Below are 18,144 nucleotides of genomic sequence, written 5' to 3'. Positions count from 1 at the left end.
ACTCAGGCCTCCGCCAGTCCCGCTTTAACATCCTGGTTGAGTGGAACGCCTACTTCCAGCGCGCCTTCAACCAAAATACGATAGGCCTCATCCAGGTCGGCCTGAGTGTGTTCGCTGGTAATGCTCAGACGCAAGCGGGCATCGCCAACTGCCACGCCCGGGAAGACTACGGTCTGACAGTACAGGCCACGGGCACGCACAGCGCGGCCAAGCGCCAGCGTTTTAGCATCATCACCGACAACCACAGGCACAATGGCAGAATCTGAGTTTTCCAGATCAAAGCCTGCCTGCAATAACAGATTGCGGAAGTAATAAATATTGTCCCACAGCTTGGTCAAACGCTCTGGTTCGCGCAACATCACATCGATTGAGGCAATCACACCGGCTGCAACATGGGCTGGAATGGTTGCGGCAAAGACATAAGAGTTAGAATAGAAGCGCAGGAATTCCACCACATCACCATCACCACAGACAAATCCGCCGAGACCGGACAAGGCCTTACTCATGGTACCTAACTCCAGATCAACTTCGCCTTTCATATTGAAATGCTCCGTAGTACCGGAACCCGTTTTACCCAGTACGCCAGTGGAGTGGGCATCATCAACCAGCACGCGTGCGCCATAGCGCTTAGCAAGCTTAGTCAGACGCGGTAAATCGACAATATCTCCGTGCATACTGAAGACGCCATCGGTGACGATCAGCTTGCCACCGGGGTGGTCGGCATACTTGGCAAGCGATTTTTCCAGACTCTTCAGTGAGTGATTGTAAATCTTGCGCTGGGCACCTGCCAGTTTACAGCCATCGGTGATACTCATGTGGTTAATGGCATCGGTAAAGATCAGGTCATGTTTAGAGGTCAGTGCAGAGATACAGCCCAGGTTAGCCGAGTAGCCAGAAGGGTAAACGATACAGGCTTCTCGGCCTTTTAGTTTGGCCAGCTTACGTTCCAGCTCCAGGTGCAGGACGTTACTACCTGCAATGATCCGACAACCGGTATTGGTTGCGCCATATTGGGCGGCAGCGTCCTGGATCGCCTGGATCACTTCCGGATGATTCGACAGGCCCAGATAACTGTTGGAGCCAAACATCAGAAACTCACGACTGGTACCGGTGACTTCATCGTACATCACGGCGCGATTTTTACAGGGCGTTTCCAGTGGCATACCATACCAGTATAGTTGCTGCGCTTTTTTCTTGTCGTAGAAGGATTTGAACTCACGGGCCTTGTGAAACAAATCGCCGTGCTGGATCCCGACAAAGTCACGCATGGTGCGGTTATCGCCATCATCACTGTCGATTTGATGTTGCACGTCGTCGTTGCGGGTCGCAGGGTTGAGCAGTTCGTCAATCAAGGGGTTTTTGGTGACTAGCTCATCGGCCCATTGTGCGCCTTTTTCTTCAACCAGTAGCTTAGCAAAAGCCTGTTCCAGTTCCGCCAGGGTTTTACAACTCGGGATGCTCAGGTTGTCTCTCAGTCCCAGTGCTTTTAGCAGCTCGCCTTGTGCTGAAACCACGGTGACTGAATCTATCCCCAGATCGCTTTCAATCTCGGCATCCATACTCAGCTCTGCGGCATTGTAGCCACTGAAGCTTGCAAACACAGCAATCACTTGCTCGCGCAACCAGCTGTGTGCATTTTGCTTACCATCATTGCTTCCTGTTGCTTTGGCTTCACTGAGGTGAAATTCCTGTGCGGCGATTTGCTTCACCGCGTCAGCAATACAGTGAATATTCTGAATGGACAGGGGGTTTTTGAGTTGCAACTGCTTGGTCAATGCCGCGGTGACTTCGGCCAGCGCAATAGAGTCTATCCCGAAATCGTTCTCCAGGTGGCTGGTCAGATCCAGAGTATTAGCAGGGTACTCAGTCAGCTCAGTAAAGGTCTTCAGAACTTCCTGTTGCAGAGTTTCCATAATATCCGGGTTTACTTTTGGGTTTGTGGCACTCATATCAAGCCTCCTTATGCTTGCTCTGTCTGAAGGCGCTCAACCAGGGTAACCATGGCATCGACCGATGCAAAGTTGCCTGGATGGATCTCCTGCATACCTATGTTTAACTGGGTTTCTTGTTTGAGGTAATCGACCAGGTCAAAAATGGCCGCCGAATCAACGATATTCAGCTCAAACAAGGGGGTTTGCGACTCTAGGCCGTCTCGCTCGCCGTCGAGAAACTGTTCGGCGATATGCTCTAGTAATTTAGTGACTAACATCCTGCTACTCCTTCTGTTCGTGTCTGATCAGGCTTTTTCGCCGACAATCAGGGTCCGTGGCCCGGGGATCTCAAGAATACGGGCATTACTGAATCCGGCTTCATGGAAACGCGCCAGATATTCTTCACTGCTGCTTTCAATGCCGCCGTCTGTGGATACCAGCATGTTCAGTGACAGCAGAGCGGTAAACTCAGGGCCTGATTTGTCATCATTCAACGGGGTTTCTGACGCAATAAAGCGGCCACCGGCAGGCATGGCGTTATAGATGTTTTTGAGGATGGTGACCTGGGTTTCTGGCGCATAGTCATGCAACATCCAGCCAAGGTGGATGAGATCATAGTTGCCAATTGGCAGGTTGCCGGCGATCACGTCGCCTTCGACCACCTCAATGCGGTCACCGTAGCCTTGCTCACCCAGCTTATCTCGCAAAAAAGCCGACGCCTGCGGCAGTTCACAGATCGCCAGTGACACGCCCGGGTGTGCATTGGCTACAGCAATGGGTAAGGTGCCAATCCCACTACCGATATCTAAAAAGGAGTGATGTTGCGAGAAATCATAGTCTTTAACAAAGCCTTCGATGAACGGCGCGGCAAATTTACCCAAAAACTCCTGAAAATCAGCAACGTCATCCGGGTTTTGATACAAGATGTCGAACCAGCTGCGGTTGTCACCAAAGACGGCCTCACGCTGATTGGTGTCACTCTTCACAGCGCTGCTTAGCTCGCCCCACAGCGGATACAGGAAGGTGTCGATATGACGACCCAACCAGCCCAGCCACATGGGTTCATCACTTAATAAAAAGGTATGATGCTCCGCCGGTAATTGATACAGGTCATCTTGTTTGGTGAGATACCCCATGGCGTGCAGCGCAATCAGCATTTGCTCTGTTGAGCGCAGTGGCGCGTCGATTTTGTCGGCCAGTTGCGCTGCGCTCAGGTCAGTGTCGCGAAAATGGTCAAACAGTTTGAGTGATAATGCAGCGGTTACCGCTTTGGCCTGAAAGAAGCCCATCATATGGTTAACGACATCTTGTTTGTTGAGAGTCATAAGTAATCCTTATCAATCATGTATTACGTTTAGGGTCGGGCCTGCTCGGCTGCGCGACCCGTTTTCCTTAGTCTAAAAAGGTCGAAAGTTCTTCGCAGACACTGGCGAAAGCGCTGACAAAGCGGTCAATCTCGGGTTTGCTAATCACCAATGGCGGCTGGATCCGGATCACCGTTGAACTGTTGGCAGTAACAAAGGTGAGGATCTGATGATCCAGGCAGAACTTAGTGACAAACTTCAGGCAGAACATTTCTCCCAGCGTTTGCTCCATGCGTGTCATGGCAGCTTGCAGATGTTCGCGCACCGGATCGGGTAAGAATTTCCAGGTGCTATGCCAATCACCCGGCAGACGGGTGGCAAACTCTCTGGCAGAAGCCGCAACTGCGCCGTCAAAGGTCTGTTCAAATTGGATCCCCAGCATCAGACCCTGGCCACGAATTTCGGCGATAAAGGGGTACTGGTCGGCGATGGCTTGTAGCTCAGATTTAAAATAGCTGCCCAGCTCATCAGCGCGGGCTGCTAAGTCTTGCGCAACTATCTCTCGCAGTGCAGTGAGCGCGGCGACAGACGCCAGGTTACCGCCGCCAAAGGTGGAGGTATGGACTAAGAAGCGATCTGAGGTGCCGTAGGCACGCTGCCAGACATCGCTGCGACACAAAGTGGCACCAATGGGCAGTAAACCACCGGACAGTGACTTGGACAGCATCAGCACGTCAGGCTCGATGCCTTCCCACTCACAGGCAAAGAGTTTGCCGGTGCGGGCCAGGCCAGTCTGGATCTCATCGACCATCAGCAAGGTGCCGGTATCGCGACAGATCTGTTGTACTGCGCTGAGGTATCCGGCTGGTGGCACGTGGACACCGCCTTCCCCCTGAATGGGTTCCAGCATGAGTGCACCCACATCGTCTCTTTGCAGGGCTTCGCGTAAAGCGTCGAGGTCGGCAAAGGGCACTTCGACCATGGCCTGGATCAGCGGCTGGAAGTATTTACGGTGTTTTTCCCGTCCTGTGATAGACAAGGCACCGAGTGTTTTACCATGGTAGCTGTTTTTCAGATAAGCAATGCCAGGCTTGCCGGTGGCGGCTTTGGCCAGTTTAATGGCGGCTTCAACCGCTTCTGTTCCTGAGTTACTGAAAAACACGCGTCCCATCTCGCCGGGGGCCAGATGACAGAGGACCTCTGCCAGTTTGGCGGTGTGTTCAGGCACGGAGATATACTGAATGAAGTTGGGACCTTGCTCATCCAGGAAGGTTTTGACTGCCTGGCTGACAGCGCTGGGGTTGTGACCTAGGTTAAGGCAGCCGTAGCCCGCGACCATATCGAGATAGCCTGTGCCGTCGTTATCGTACAGCATGGTGCCTTGTGCCTTGCGGAACACATTGTCGCAGCGTTGTTGTTTTAAAAACTCCACCATCATTGGGTTAATAAACTGGTGGTGGCGGTCCAGCGTGTCTTCTTTGGCCGGGTCCTGGGCAATGATGTTGTCGATAAAGGTCAGACGCTGACTGGTGTCGCCCTTGTCGATGGCATAGATGTCCTGATGATAATAGCGCTTCAGGTTGGTGACGTGCTGGCGGTCTATACGTTCCCCAAATGACGCAAGCGGATAGGCATAAAAGCCATGTTTCTCAGCCAGCTCACCAATTTCAAGCACTTTGACCGGTTCCAGGTAACGGCCCAGAGAGTAATTTTCCCGGCGTTGCTCCAGGGCCAGTACAATGGTCTCGGCCATACACCCGTTGAGCTGCTGTTTAATGGTGACATTCAGTGATTCGCCCCCTAATTTGACGGCATCGGTGGCTGTGACGCAACCGCCATCGATGATCAAAATGTCATCGCGGGCAGGACGGGCATCGACATTGACGTCGCGTGGCAGTGCCACATCGATGAAAATGGAACCCGGTTGTAGCTTGGCCACATCAATCACGCCACCGGCTGAGGTGGCACCGGCAAATAGTTTGCACTCGTCATACAGGTCGTCCGGGTTGCCGGTCAGAGTAACTCGGTGGTGGTACTGCTCGGGCAGGTGACTGAGCATTTCCGCTTTGTCTTTGTGACCGGCGCGGTGCAGCAGTTTCAGGTTAAAGCCCTCGGCGAGCAATAACCGGCTGAGTGCCAGGCAAATGGAACCTGGATAGCCCACGATGGCGACAGTTTCTTTTTCCGGATTGATGTCCAGCCACTCTTTAATTTGCATCAGGGCTTTGTAGCCGGCATAGGTGGTCAGTGAGTTTCCTGAGGTAATGGGAATGGGGGATTTGGCGGCCGTGGCTTCACCACGACGACCGACTATGGAGGTAAATCCACCCAGGCCAACCAACTCTGCACCGTCGGCGACAAACTCTTCTACGCCTGCAACAACACGTTCAGCAATGGCTCTGGGATCAGCAATCATCTCCTCGGCGATCAGTGGCATATATTTGATCATGCCCTCACAAGTTGCGCCGCTGGCGGACGTGATTTTGGCAAAGTTCATAAAGGGTACCAGGTTTGCCTTGCCCCACAGCTCGCGGTTATAGCCGGTATGCTGATCTTGGGTGTTACGTTGCAGTAGGTCGAGCATTTTCACGTAACGTTTCAGGCCGACTGAGGTCGGGTGGGCGATAAATCCAAACTTCATGAGTTAACTTCCTGTGCTGGTGGCATATCTGAGTCTGTGTTGTGCATAACGGGATCGGCACTGTCGCGTTGCCAGCCTTTGGCTGTGGCCAGAGAAATGCCATCCCCTTCATTGTTGTGGCCGAGGACCACAGAGAACAGGGTCAGGCGTTTTTGTGCCGTGAGCGCTGTACGAACTGCGGTTTCATCGAACTGGGTCAGGGTTTGCGCAGAAATATCAAAGTCGCCAATTTGTTGTTCAAATTGTGACTGCGCCAGGTTGACCAGGCGCATCTGGCGCGAGGTGCGATTAAACAGGATCCGCTCCTGATAGGTGTTAATGACCGACAGGCCACCATTGCAGAAATAAAACACACTGATGCTCTTATCGAGTAGCTGCGGGTGGGTCAGAATATTGTCGATAAACGCCGGGAGGATATCCGGTACTATGCCTTTGGCCCCGTCGCCGATAAAGGCAATGACATTGGTTGGGCTGGTGTAAGCCAGATAACCGCTGGCGAGCAGGGCATCGCCCATCAATGCTCGGCCATACCAGCCGGAAAAGCCGCGACGTGTTTTTGCCACATTGCGCACCGCAGAAATGCCACAGCGGCCAACATCGTACACCCCGGTGTAGTCATAGTCCTCGTGCTCAATTAAGTCTTCGATCACACGGTTAAGCTGACAGAAGAAATAGTTAGGCGACATCGGCAGACTGGGCAGTTTACTGAGTACATCAGATTGCGTATCCGGGTAAGCCATGATCTTGGCCATGCGCCTGGCGCGTAATGACTCACTGACATTCAGGTGCTTTTTGACCGCCTGCAGAAAATCGCGACAGCGCATATGTAAATGCAGGTCGGCAAAGGGTGACAGGTGGCTTTGTTCCTGGGTCAGCTGGACCAGATGAACCTTACGCTCCAGGCGACCATCGGAAAATGGTGTGGCTATCTGTGCGACACGGCTTTTGAGCATAAACAAACACTGTTCATCGGTGCTGTTAAGCTTGTCATTGGTGTGAAAATAGTTGTAAACCCTGGGGGTATAACCATAAATCGCCAGGGTGCCGAGATAATTGTCGTTGCGCTTACCCTGATAGTATTTAGGTGCTGTGCCTGGGTGGGCGAGGCTGTCTACCAGGGCAATACCTGCCTGTTGGGCAATGTCATGGATCAGGGCATATTCGTCCTCGCTGACGGGGCCGAGCTGCCAGACCAATTTTTCAGGCCCGTGATTGATGAGGTCGATGGCCTGACGGAGTTCATCGGTCATGATTTCAACGGGCTCATCGCTTGGGCTGGCGGGCAGCGCCTCAAGTGCTGGCAGGTCGAGCTCTATCGAAGATTCCAGCACATTTTGCGTTGCCAGTATCACCACAGGTCCCTGACCCTGATGATAGAGACGATATACCTCCGCGAGGTTTTCACCGATCTGCTCGATTTCATCCATGTATACATAGGGAATACGCTTAGCAGCCAAAACGTCGCGCATATCTTCGCTGGCCGTGATGGTGCCCTGGAAGCTATACCATTGACTTAGGCGATTTTCTGCAACGACGATGATCCCCTGTGCAGCGGTTTCTTTCAGATTCGCCAGTGTGCCTTTGAATTCGTCCATCATGCCAGAGGTGACGACCGCCAAAAATGGCATTCGATAGAGTTGCCAGTTCGCCATGGCACCACAGGCAATTGCATGTTCATTTGGGCCACGTAGCACCAGTGCGCCTTGCTGTTCGGCGTGGCGGTCCAGGTGACCGATCAAATTAGATACGACGGAGCCGGTATAATAAGACATCAGCCAGTGCTCTGGCGCTGTGCGGGCAAAGAAGTTAATGAGCTGGTCGCCCAGGGTATTGTGCAGCGCCAGCGAACCAACTGGTTTGACCCGCCGATTGGCATAGTTCATTTCGAAAAAGTCCATCCACAGACGCAATAATTCGGTCTGGAATGTCGCCGGATCGGTACTGCGTACTATCTCTCGATATTGCTGAGGGAGATAGCTGTAGGGCGTGCGCAGTGCGCGAATAAAGGTCACTGTTGAGAAGCTGGTATAAAAAGCGGGAATGCCGATTTTCTGCATCGCCCGGTAAAAGGCATCCAGGTCCCGATCGATCTGATCTATGCTGTCGTCCTGAAACCCCATTGAGGTTTGATCATAAAACAGCATACCGACCTGAAAATCGGGCTGCTCATTGAGCGCGTTGCTGTGAATAACCTTACCGGTGGCCTCTGCCAGGCTGGCACATTGGATCACCTGGATATTGATGGCTTTCTTTTGTCCCTTTAAAAAGTGGATGGCTTTGTCTCTCACTTCGTCATACAGCGAGCAAGGCACTAAAGACGGGTTTTTCAACGCCAGCTCTGATTGAATATGTACCCGGTTAAAGACGTACTCCCGAATGTCGCTGAGTACACTTAACCCGGTATGGAAGAATTGCTCATCTCGGGTTACGACAATCACACCCACTGTGATGGTATCCTGCTTTGCACCACTGCGCTGCGTCTCGGCTTGCCAAATATGCTCAAAGCCGGATGCGCCCGACTGAGTGCTTAATCCTGTCATGCTTGTCATAATTTATTCCTTCTGCTGCCTGTTAAAACTCGGTTCGCCAGGAAAAACTGCACGCAACGACCCGCAACGGCGGCAGCACGCTACTTGCCGTTGTATTGTTAAGTTGAATGTTGGGATGCGGGCCTGTGGCCCGCGATGGATTAGATTATTCCCGCTGAATGATCACTGTGCCCTGATCTCCGTCGAGGATCAGCGTGTCGCCGCTTTTAATCGCCTGGGTTGCACTGTGTAAGTTCACAACTGCCGGGATGCCAAATTCACGCGCCACAATACAGCTGTGCGATAGCGTGGATCCGATGTCCGTAACAACCCCGCTGGCGAGTGCAAATAAAGGCGTCCAGCTGGCATCGGTAAAGCGTGCGACCAAAATTTCTCCAGGCTCCAGATCTCCAGCTTGTGCTTGCAGATCGGTGATAACCCGTGCCTTGGCGACTATCTTGCCGGGACTGGCGGCCAGGCCACTCATTGAATCGCTGTGTGTTTGTGCCGTGGCCTTCATTTTTGGCGTGTATGGGCCAATGATTGCCATGGGGGGCTCTTCAGCATGCAAGTTGAACAAGTGACTGTGGCGATTGGCATTGAGCAGGGATTCGCTGAACGCCTCAGCCGCTCCCATGCGTCCGGCGACATAATCACGCAGACGATTGAAATCGATATAGGGCAAGTCGGCAACTTTCGCCAGGTTGTCTCGTTCCAGGCGCGACAGCACTTCAAGAATGATGCAGCGATAGAACCAGGTCTCCGTAATGAAGGTAGGACGAGTCGCTTCACGGCGTTCTGCCATCACCCCATACAGTTTGATAATGGTCTTAAGTTTAAAACGCGCACCGGCGGGTAAAGCCTTAAAGAGTTGCTCACTGTCGGCTTCGCGCAAACTTTCGGTCTCTTTGAGCTTTTTCTCCAGGTCGACCGGGTGTTTCAGATACATTTTCATGACCTGTAACAAATAGCTGGGATCGTCACGCCAGCGGGGAATGCTCAATTCAAACTCCTGACGGCCACGGGCGCCAAATTCGAGTAAAAAGGCTTCAAATGGCCCTTGCCAGAATGGTTGTCCCAGCGGATGTGCGGGGAGGATGCTTACCAGTTCTTCAGCCTCAAATCGTTCAAACACGGCTTTGAGTTCAGGGTTACTCTGAACCTGTTCGACGAGATCCAGGATCCCCCGTGTCACTTCTATGGTCCGCAGATTGTTCATCGAGGCTTTGATGCGATTCTGAAGCCCTTCGCCTTGATCTTTGAAGTGTTCTTCACAGGTTTCGGCCAGTGCATCGTACAGTGCAAACGACTGTAAGAAGAAAGGCATGTAAGCGGCGCAGGAGTCCAAAAAGTAGGTGTCGATTCGGGTCAGCTCTTGGTCCAGCTCGCTGAGTGACATACTGGGCAAATCCAGCGCCAAAAAGCGCTTCGTTTCGCTTTCGCGCAGCGCAATCATCTCATCCACAATTTTACCGGCATTGCGCATATTGTGGACTTGCTGTTTTAACCAGTGCCAGGCACTTTTCGCATAATCCCAGCCCTCAACTCCTGGCCCATAAGGGTTACGGTAGTTACTGAAATCGATATCTGACGTGGCGTAGCGGGTGGTAAATTTCATCTCATCCCGGGTGGGGGGGCACTGGCGCAGCATGTGCGCGGAGCCGGAGATATTCAAATATACCTGACCCTGAATGTAGCCCATGTAAACTTGCCAGTCGCTGATGTCAGCCAGGCCCATGGTTTTGATGGCCGGGCCATGAATGTGCTTTTGATAAAACTCACAAAATGACAGGCCGAGTGGGGTCATGAGTCCGGTGACGATTTCACCGGTGTCCATCCGAGAAAAGAATGCCCCGTCTTTCACACGCTGGTCCTGTTCCCAGGGGTTCGCATAAATGGGTTCTGCTTTACTGGCCTGGGTAGTGACCGGGCGCGCCTGGAGTAGCCAGATCTTGTCGTCCTTAAGAGCCCACTCAATGTCCAGTTCGGTTTGATAGAGTGCCTGTGCCTGCTTAGCCAAAGTGAGCAACTGTGCGAGCTGAGCTTCGTTCAGACTGGCTGACTGCTGTTGCGCCTGTGGAGTATTCAACAAGGTAACCTGACCTTGTGCGTTGCGCTGACAATATTGGGGCTTAACGCGGATCTCCTGTTGCAACAGCTCACCGCTGTCTTTGTCGAGGATAAAGCTGTCGGTGCTCACTTGCCCGGATACCACCCCTTCGCCCAGACCCCAGCAGCTATCAATGACCACTTTATTGGTATCGCCACTGAGCGGGTCCTGAGTGAACATGACGCCGGCTGCATCGGCATCCACCATGGTTTGCAGCACCACAGCAATGGCGGTATCCGCAGCACTGCTGTTGCGATATCCGGCTGCACGTTCTGCCCACAAGGAAGCCCAGCATGCGCGCACTTTTTCCATCACACTGTCATTGCCCTGCACATGCAGGTAAGTTTCGTACTGACCAGCAAAACTCTGGCTCTGGCCATCTTCGTCCAGGGCGGACGAACGAACGGCTATTTGTGCATTGTCACCCAGTCCCTGATAGGCCGATGCGATGGCGGTACGTAGCTGCTCAGGAATATCGGCACTGAGGATAGTATCGCGCACTTTATCCAGCTCAGGTGCACTGAGCAAGTCATCCGGCAATGCGGTGTTAACAAAGGTCTGATAGGCCTCTGCTGTGATGCAAAAAGCGGGTGGGACAGGCAGCCCTGCACGGATCAAGTGATTCAGTGAGTGGCCTTTGCCGCCTAAGTGACCTAATTCCAGTTGTTCGTTGCCACTGAGGGCGACGACGAGTGATTGGCTCATGATACCGTCTCCTTATTGCGCGACATGGCGCTTGTATCCGTATGTTGTAATGCGCGTTTAATTTGTGTCGCAGCCTGTTTGCCAGCAAAGATGGCACTTTCAAGGTTACCGATCCCAACGCTGTCCTGGTTGGCAAAGTGCACGCTAAAATGCGGCTGTGAGGCACTTTGAAACAGACCGCTGGCCTGTTGTCCAATGACTGAAGTGATCAAGGCGTCAGGCCAGTACCAGATCTGAACGTCTTCGACTATGCGTGGGTCAACACCGATATTGTTTAACATCAGTGAGACTTCGCGGTATGTCTGCTGCTGCAATCCTGTAAAGTCGTTTTCTGCTGTGCGCCCTTGACGTTCCTTGCGTGTGGTTGGTTTGAGTAAGGTCAGCACACCGCCTTCACTGCGGCTATCGCTGTCCATCCAGTTAGCGACCAGACAGGTGCCTGTTTTGCACCAGGCGTACGGTTGGGTTGGGCGCTCAGGTTCAATCAGGTAACCGCCAAAGGAATGGCTCAGCACCGGGCGTGATAACAGTGCATTGGCGAGATAATAATCTTCGTGACGGATGGCTTTGATGGCCTTGACCTGGGTTTCCGGGAGCGTTGGGAGCCAGTCTGTCACATGATGCTTGGGCGCGGCCCAAATCAGCTTTTTGGCTTTGACCGAAATATTATGGTGTTGTACTTTTGCGGTCAGTTGTACGCTCGCTTCGGTATTGTCCAGGTTGGTCAGCTCTACATCGCTAAGCAGTGTGATATTGGATTGTTTGCTCAGGTGGGCAACTAATGCTTCACTGACATGACCATTGCCGCCTGGCAGGGTGACTAAATTGCCGCGCAGGTAACCAACGAGAAAGTGAAGGCCTACGTAGGCCGAAACTTCATGGATATCCAGACACTCCACTCTGAGCGTGGTGGTTACCGCATTTTCAACCAGCTTGCCGAGTTTGCGAGGCGGTTGTAAATGCGCTGGGAATGACGCGGTTTTTTCTGGCTCGAACAGGTAACTGTATAAAGACAGGTTGTCCAGCTGCACCATTTCTTCTTTGCTCCAGCCACTTTGTTCATGCCAGGGCACCTGTGGGAAGCGATCCGTCGTGGCGGCAAACCCGTCAAGAAACTGATACAGATCGGCGAAAATAGGATCGCCCAGTTGCTTGGCGGCGACAACATAAGGCTTGCCAATTAAGGCGTTCAGCAGCAGCTGGCCTGTTAACCCCCACACGGATGGCTTGAGCAAATAGCTGGGAAATTTTATAAAGCCTAAAGTGATCTCATTGAGGCACTTGAGCAGTAGAATCGTATCGAAGAAAACTAAGGTATCTTCAGCATTGCTTTTAAATTTATTTTGCAGGCCCAGTTTAGTCAGTAATTGATCCATATCCGATCCAGGCACGGGTTGTTGGAAACACACCCCGGCAATCGGATGAGAGAGTGAGCGATGATTGTTACAGCGCGCATTGCCGCCGAAGGTGGGGCTTTTTTCCAGTACCAGTATACGCTCTTTGGTAAATTCGCTGGCAGCGGTCAGGCCTGAGACACCCGCACCTATGATGATCACGTCATACTCATCTGCCAGCTTAGGTTTGTCGGGTGACTTTGCTTGTGCTTTGGGTTTGGCAAAATCCTGGCTGGCAAATACACGTTTAGAACCCGTACGGCGAAATTGCTGACGTAACATCGCCAGTGCAGCAATGATAAAAATGGCATCCAGCGGGATCACTTGTGGCTGAGAGCGGTGTAGTATGGTGATGAAGACTGCCATCATGGCAAGCTGGCCGTAGATAACAAAGCGCGTCCAGCGAGGGTTGAGCCATAAAACCAGACCTGAACCAAATAATACAACTGCAACAACGACATTGGTGATTTCGCCATGCTGCGCGAGCAGATTGCTGAGTCCTGCGTACCAGGTGCCCTGGTTAGCTGCGGCTGCCTGACGCAGAATGTCGGGGACATTTTCTAATTGTGGAAATGCTTTGGCCAGTCCGGCCAGCATATAGAGTACTGCAAAGATCCGTTGAACTAGCATGTTCAGGCTCCTCTTAAGCCAAGTTTTCGGGCGATGATCTCGCGTTGAATATCATTGGTGCCGGAGAAAATGCGGCTGGGCAACGTATCCAGGAGTACCTGGACAACTCCCATATCAGCATCGATTGCAGCGCCACCAAAAGTGGCAATGGCATCCAGTGAAGACTGGACGGCGTAATCCGAAATCAACAGCTTGCTCATAGCAATGTCAATCTCAGCATCTTGTCCCTGGTCGTATTTCCAGCCAGCGCGATAGAGCATCAAGCGACACTGCTCTAGGCGCAGTTTGATGTCAATAATGCGGTTAGACACGGACTGAAAATGACCGATTTTTTTACCAAACTGTTTGCGTTCAGTGGCATAGCTCAGTGTGCTCTCAAGTAACCTGTCCAGGGCACCGACAAACAGGGCAAACAGACAGCCTTTTTCCCAGATCATTGAGTCATGAAAGATAGCACCGCCGGCCCCTTCAAAGCCGATGCGCTGTGATTCGCTGACAAACACATTGTCAAAAAACACGTCCCCCATCGGGCAGCTGGCGAGACAGTCTTTGGATTGACTGGCACCGGTTGACAGACCAGCCGTGTCTTTGGGAATGATGAAAGCGGAAACCCCCATAAAGCCGTGGTCAGGGTTGGTTCGTGCATAGGCCACGAATACGTCGGCAACGGGCGCATTGGTGATGTAGGTTTTCTGACCATTAAGCCGGTAACCACCCGCTTCTTTAACGGCGGTTGTTTTCATACTGTAGATATCTGAACCTGCCCCTGGCTCGGTTGCCGCATTGGCTGCAATTAATTTTCCTGCAACCAGCGGTTCAAGAAAGTCCTGCTTTAATTGGTCACTTGCGAAACGTGCGAGGGGCATCACGCAGGCAAACAGATGAGCGCACAGCGAGAATGACAAACCGAGATCGCGGCTGCCTTTGCCCAGCGCCTCCACCATTAACATGGTGTTGAGTGCCCCCAGATCTGCACCGCCATAGGCTTCGTCTACTGCCAGCCCGGTGAAGCCAAACTGAGCAGCCTGCTGCCAAAGCTCAGGTGCGAAGTGATGATTGCGCTGGCGCTGATGTGCATCCTTGTCGAGCACCTCAGAAGCAAAGCGAAGCGAGGAATCGTATAACTCGGTTTGATAGTCGGAAAGCTTAAAATCCATAATATTGCACTTTGAGTTGGTTGAAATACTGCTTTTGCATTAAACGCTATTATGGAGACTTGTTAATGTACCTGTCAATCCTGTTAACTTGTGTTTTTTAAATGTTTTATTTAAGTTTTAATTTTGTGGTTCACATTTTCTACATGGTTTTATGGTAAATGGTTCAACAATATGTTTTTTAAGGTTATTTTTTGAATTTGACATTTGTATTTATAACAGGGTCAGAACCTGGTTGTAAACTTTTATTGTTAAATTATTGTTTGGTTTGTACTTTTTTAACTGTGGTGCCATTAGTGAAACGAGTGAAATTTGCTCTGCAGGGGTATTCCGGGCTTTGAGTGTGTACAAACGTGGGAGGCTGACTTTTTGTCACCGTGATTGGCAAAATTGTCGGCGGATAATAATTTTCAGGTGTCAGCCATTGACTTTGGTATCTGGCATGATACAAAGGTTGTTCATTAACAAATAAGAAGAAATTCATGACTCTGATGACCGTGTCTACATCGCTCACTACCTGGCTGAATAATTTGGCCTGTGTGTGGCGTGCTGTCTGCGGTTTGTAGGGGTCTCTTACTAACCGCGGCAGTATCAGCGGTTAGTCATCATTGTGTATTTCCAGCCTCTTATACTGCCCCGATTTGGGGAGTTCATCATGCCAGTTCAGGCATCTTACATTTTGGTTATCATCATCTGGTCCACGACGCCGTTGGGCATTGTGATCAGCAGCGCGGGTATGTCACCAACGCTGAGTGTTTTCTTGCGCATGGCCATCGCCCTGGTGTTGTGTTTTATCATCGTGTTGATTGGTCGTTACCGGGTTCCCGTTTCCAGGCAGGCCTGGGCGTTATATAGCTATTCAAGCTTGGGTATTTTTGGCGGTATGTTATTGAGTTACCTCGCCGCACAAACCGTACCATCGGGTGTGATCTCTCTGATATTTGGCCTTGCACCTGTGCTATCCGGGTTGCTGGCACAGCGGCTACTGAGAGAAGCCAGTTTTAGTATTGTGAAGTGGCTTGGGTTAGCTTTGTCTATGGTTGGTTTGTATCTTGTTTGTATGTCACAACTCAATGAGTTGGCCCTGGCACCCCAAGGCTTGATATATGTGCTTGGGGCCGTGAGCTGTTTTAGTCTCAGTGGTGTGATGATAAAACGCGTGCAACTGGCGATCCATCCACTGGCTTCTACCTTTGGCGCATTATTACTGGTAACACCTATGTTTGGTTTGGTGTGGTGGTTCAGCGATGGTCAATTGAATACGCAGAACTGGCAACTTAGCGCCGTTTTGGCCACTGTGTATCTGAGTGTCTTTGGCTCTTTGGTTGGGTTTATCGCTTATTTTCACGTGTTGCAGAAACTTAAGGCCAGCACGGTTGCTTTAACCACTTTGATCACGCCGGGATTTGCCATGCTGTTAGGTGCCTGGATCAACAATGAACAGATCACACTGACTTTACTGATTGGGGCGTCCGTGATTATGGTAAGTCTGGCAGTGTTTCAGTTTGGTGATAGCGGTTGGGCAAGTCTGACGAATAAGCTGAGAAGGCAATTGTTATAAATCGTTACATTGGGGTACTGATCCGAGGTTGGGAACATGTTAAGCTTGTTGAACTAACACCAGGGACATGTCGTTAATCTGATGGTCGTGTGCTCCCTGTAATGTGACAATTATTATAATTATAAAGCTGAAGGACGATGAAGTTAACATTCCAAGATTTCGAGTTTGACTGCCAGAATCTGGCATTGTCAAAACAAGGTCGAAAAATAAGTATCAAAGAAAAGCCAGCCATGTTGCTGGGGCTGTTTTTGTCTGATCCACAGAAGATCTATAGTAAAGCTGAGATCCTAGAGCATGTATGGCCAGGCAGAACAGTCACTGAGCAAGTGGTATTTCAGAATATTGGCCACTTGCGGGCGCTGTTTGGTGATGATGCGATTAAGACTTTCTCCAAGAAAGGTTATCAGTGGCAACTGCCAGTACAGCCATCCGAGCCCGTTGAAGCCCAACCCGAGGCAGAGCAACAACAAGTTCAACCTGTTACTGCACCGAACGTGACAAGCACTGAACAGGGTTCAGAAGAAGCGCAGAGCTTGCCCTGGAAATGGTTGGCGCCTTTGGCTGCTTTGATTATCGGTGCCGGTGTCGTTGCTTTGATGGTTTAAGCCTGACTTACGCTTTACCTTAGATAGTATGCGCTGCGTGGCGACGTTTCATGCTGGTGAGACTTGCTCATTGAAGCCTCAAAGTGTGCTTATGTCAGGCTGGCATGACTGTGCCTAAGCTCTCTGTTGGTGAGGTCAATTGCTGGCGACCCACTTCGATGAAGTCTTGGTTGTTAATCTTGTATTAACTTTTCTCTCTTTATATTGACGTTTAAATCGGATATTCAGCAATTTATTGTGATTATCAGGTCAAAAAGGCCCGGTCTTAACAATAAGTTTGGGTTATTTTGAATTGAAGGAACGTCACTAAGGAGCGCTTTTGACAACCATCGCCTACCATCATGACTCTAAAACCATCTGCACAGACAGTCTCACTTCGACCAGCCAAACTATTGTGTCCTGGGCAACACGTAAGTGCCAACGCGTAGAAGATGGCTTTGTGTTTGCATCCGGTAATTGCGCCGAAATTGAACATTTGTTGACTCACTGGCACGATAATCAATTTGATAAAATCACCTGTACCTTCTTTTTCGTTGATGATGAAGGGGCAGTGTTTTTTGGTGAGATCCGCCATGGCCGCCGTTTTCTGGAACCTTTGTCGTTAAACTGGGCAATTGGCAGTGGTGCTAACTGGGCAATCGCCGCCATGGACTTTGGCCGCTCGGCATTTGAGGCCGTGGAGTATGCCTGCCTGCGGGACAAGTCCAGTGGGGGCACGGTCATGACTTACCGCCATGATGAACGAGCTCTTTGGCTGCGTACGCCAGTCAAGTCTAATTCATCGTTGATAGTGAACTAACTGACACCTGGTAATAACTGGCGATGAGCGTGAGGCGATGCTGATTGCCTGACAATCCTGCCATGTTTGGGCCATTCAGGTGAGTCATCACTTTAGTCAGGTTATCATTGTTTACCCCGCCTAATTTGCGCAGAGCCTCACATAACGCCAGCCAGGCAGTCAGCTCATGCTGGGGGAGCGCGCTGTGTTGTGGATTGAAACTCAAATAAGCTTCCAGTGCATTGAATCCCTGGTGATTGCGTATGACTAATGCTTCGGCCAAAGACTCATTGCGCTCAAATAAGAGCAAAGAGCGAATGTAATTAAACGGGGGAAGCGGGTTAGCGGGGTTGGCAAACAGGCAGTGCAAAAATGTATTGCCCTGATGATTAGTTGCGTTAAAGGCACTCGCAGCCTGCAGTGCTGGCATAAAAAAGTCGACCCGCTCTGTGGTATTGAGCCCCGCAATCACACCCGCAGGCAGACCATGCTGACTGATACAGTGGGCTGCGATATTTTGGTAATGTTCGTAGTTTGATGTGTGGCTGCTGGCGGCTTCAAAACAGTGCCTGAGTTGCGCCGTGCGTTGGGTGTCAGTGGCTTGCTCATAGCATTGTTTAATGCGCTCAAGATTATGGCTGCGTATCGCCTGGATCATGTCTGTTACTGCAACAGTGATATCTGGAGATGTGTGCTCTTTGCTCGTGTGCGTTGCCATAAATATTACCTTTATTAACAGGGCTTTCAGTATGCCACATACTCATCGTGTGTATAGATATGACGGTGACATTGTGTGCCTGTTA

At 51.1% G+C, this 18,144-nt stretch carries 12 protein-coding genes; 3 read left to right on the top strand and 9 right to left on the bottom strand.

Annotation, left to right across the window (positions count from 1 at the left end):
- Positions 1 to 2 precede the first annotated feature (2 nt).
- The 8 genes from PRUB_RS16655 to pigA form a co-directional block, all read right to left on the bottom strand.
- Positions 3 to 1,949 (bottom strand): aminotransferase class I/II-fold pyridoxal phosphate-dependent enzyme, encoded by a 1,947-nt coding sequence (locus PRUB_RS16655; RefSeq protein WP_010382565.1) that lies wholly within the window; start codon positions 1,947 to 1,949, stop codon positions 3 to 5.
- 11 nt (positions 1,950 to 1,960) lie between these two features.
- The gene (locus tag PRUB_RS16650) at positions 1,961 to 2,209 is read right to left on the bottom strand and encodes a hypothetical protein (protein WP_010382564.1); all 249 of its coding nucleotides are present in this window, start codon (positions 2,207 to 2,209) and stop codon (positions 1,961 to 1,963) included.
- A gap of 27 nt (positions 2,210 to 2,236) precedes the next feature.
- A complete protein-coding gene (locus PRUB_RS16645) occupies positions 2,237 to 3,256 on the bottom strand; it encodes a methyltransferase (RefSeq protein ID WP_010382563.1) in 1,020 nt (339 codons plus the stop codon).
- A 67-nt stretch (positions 3,257 to 3,323) separates the two neighbouring features.
- Positions 3,324 to 5,876, bottom strand: coding sequence for a prodigiosin MAP biosynthesis aminotransferase PigE (gene pigE / locus PRUB_RS16640; protein WP_010382562.1), 2,553 nt, complete (start codon positions 5,874 to 5,876; stop codon positions 3,324 to 3,326).
- On the bottom strand, positions 5,873 to 8,425 hold the full coding sequence (gene pigD / locus PRUB_RS16635; protein ID WP_010382560.1) for a prodigiosin MAP biosynthesis protein PigD: 2,553 nt from the start codon (positions 8,423 to 8,425) through the stop codon (positions 5,873 to 5,875). The genes pigE and pigD overlap by 4 nt, the downstream gene beginning before the upstream one ends.
- A 145-nt stretch (positions 8,426 to 8,570) precedes the next feature.
- Positions 8,571 to 11,219 carry a prodigiosin ligase PigC gene (gene pigC, locus PRUB_RS16630; RefSeq protein WP_010382559.1) on the bottom strand — a complete coding sequence of 883 codons (2,649 nt, stop codon included), beginning with the start codon at positions 11,217 to 11,219 and terminating at the stop codon, positions 8,571 to 8,573.
- Positions 11,216 to 13,243, bottom strand: a complete 2,028-nt coding sequence (gene pigB, locus PRUB_RS16625) for a prodigiosin MAP biosynthesis oxidoreductase PigB (RefSeq protein ID WP_010382558.1) — start codon at positions 13,241 to 13,243, stop codon at positions 11,216 to 11,218. The genes pigC and pigB overlap by 4 nt, the downstream gene beginning before the upstream one ends.
- 2 nt (positions 13,244 to 13,245) lie before the next feature.
- The gene (gene pigA / locus PRUB_RS16620) at positions 13,246 to 14,400 is read right to left on the bottom strand and encodes a prodigiosin MBC biosynthesis dehydrogenase PigA (protein ID WP_010382557.1); all 1,155 of its coding nucleotides are present in this window, start codon (positions 14,398 to 14,400) and stop codon (positions 13,246 to 13,248) included.
- A 652-nt stretch (positions 14,401 to 15,052) separates the two neighbouring features.
- On the opposite strand from pigA, the gene PRUB_RS16615 reads away from it, so the two are divergent.
- From PRUB_RS16615 to PRUB_RS16605, 3 genes are all read left to right on the top strand, one after another.
- Positions 15,053 to 15,958, top strand: coding sequence for a DMT family transporter (locus tag PRUB_RS16615; protein ID WP_010382555.1), 906 nt, complete (start codon positions 15,053 to 15,055; stop codon positions 15,956 to 15,958).
- 137 nt (positions 15,959 to 16,095) lie between these two features.
- Complete coding sequence (locus PRUB_RS16610; RefSeq protein ID WP_010382554.1) at positions 16,096 to 16,563, top strand: winged helix-turn-helix domain-containing protein; 468 nt, start codon at positions 16,096 to 16,098, stop codon at positions 16,561 to 16,563.
- 319 nt (positions 16,564 to 16,882) lie between these two features.
- Positions 16,883 to 17,362, top strand: coding sequence for an Ntn hydrolase family protein (locus tag PRUB_RS16605; protein ID WP_010382553.1), 480 nt, complete (start codon positions 16,883 to 16,885; stop codon positions 17,360 to 17,362).
- Here PRUB_RS16605 and PRUB_RS16600 read toward each other — a convergent pair.
- Positions 17,337 to 18,059 (bottom strand): hypothetical protein, encoded by a 723-nt coding sequence (locus PRUB_RS16600; protein ID WP_010382552.1) that lies wholly within the window; start codon positions 18,057 to 18,059, stop codon positions 17,337 to 17,339. The genes PRUB_RS16605 and PRUB_RS16600 overlap by 26 nt on opposite strands.
- Positions 18,060 to 18,144 lie beyond the last annotated feature (85 nt).

Source organism: Pseudoalteromonas rubra, assembly GCF_000238295.3.
Classification (GTDB): Bacteria; Pseudomonadota; Gammaproteobacteria; order Enterobacterales; family Alteromonadaceae; genus Pseudoalteromonas; species Pseudoalteromonas rubra.
The sequence above is the reverse complement of the archived record's forward strand: the minus strand, read 5'-3'. Positions and strand labels throughout refer to the sequence as shown.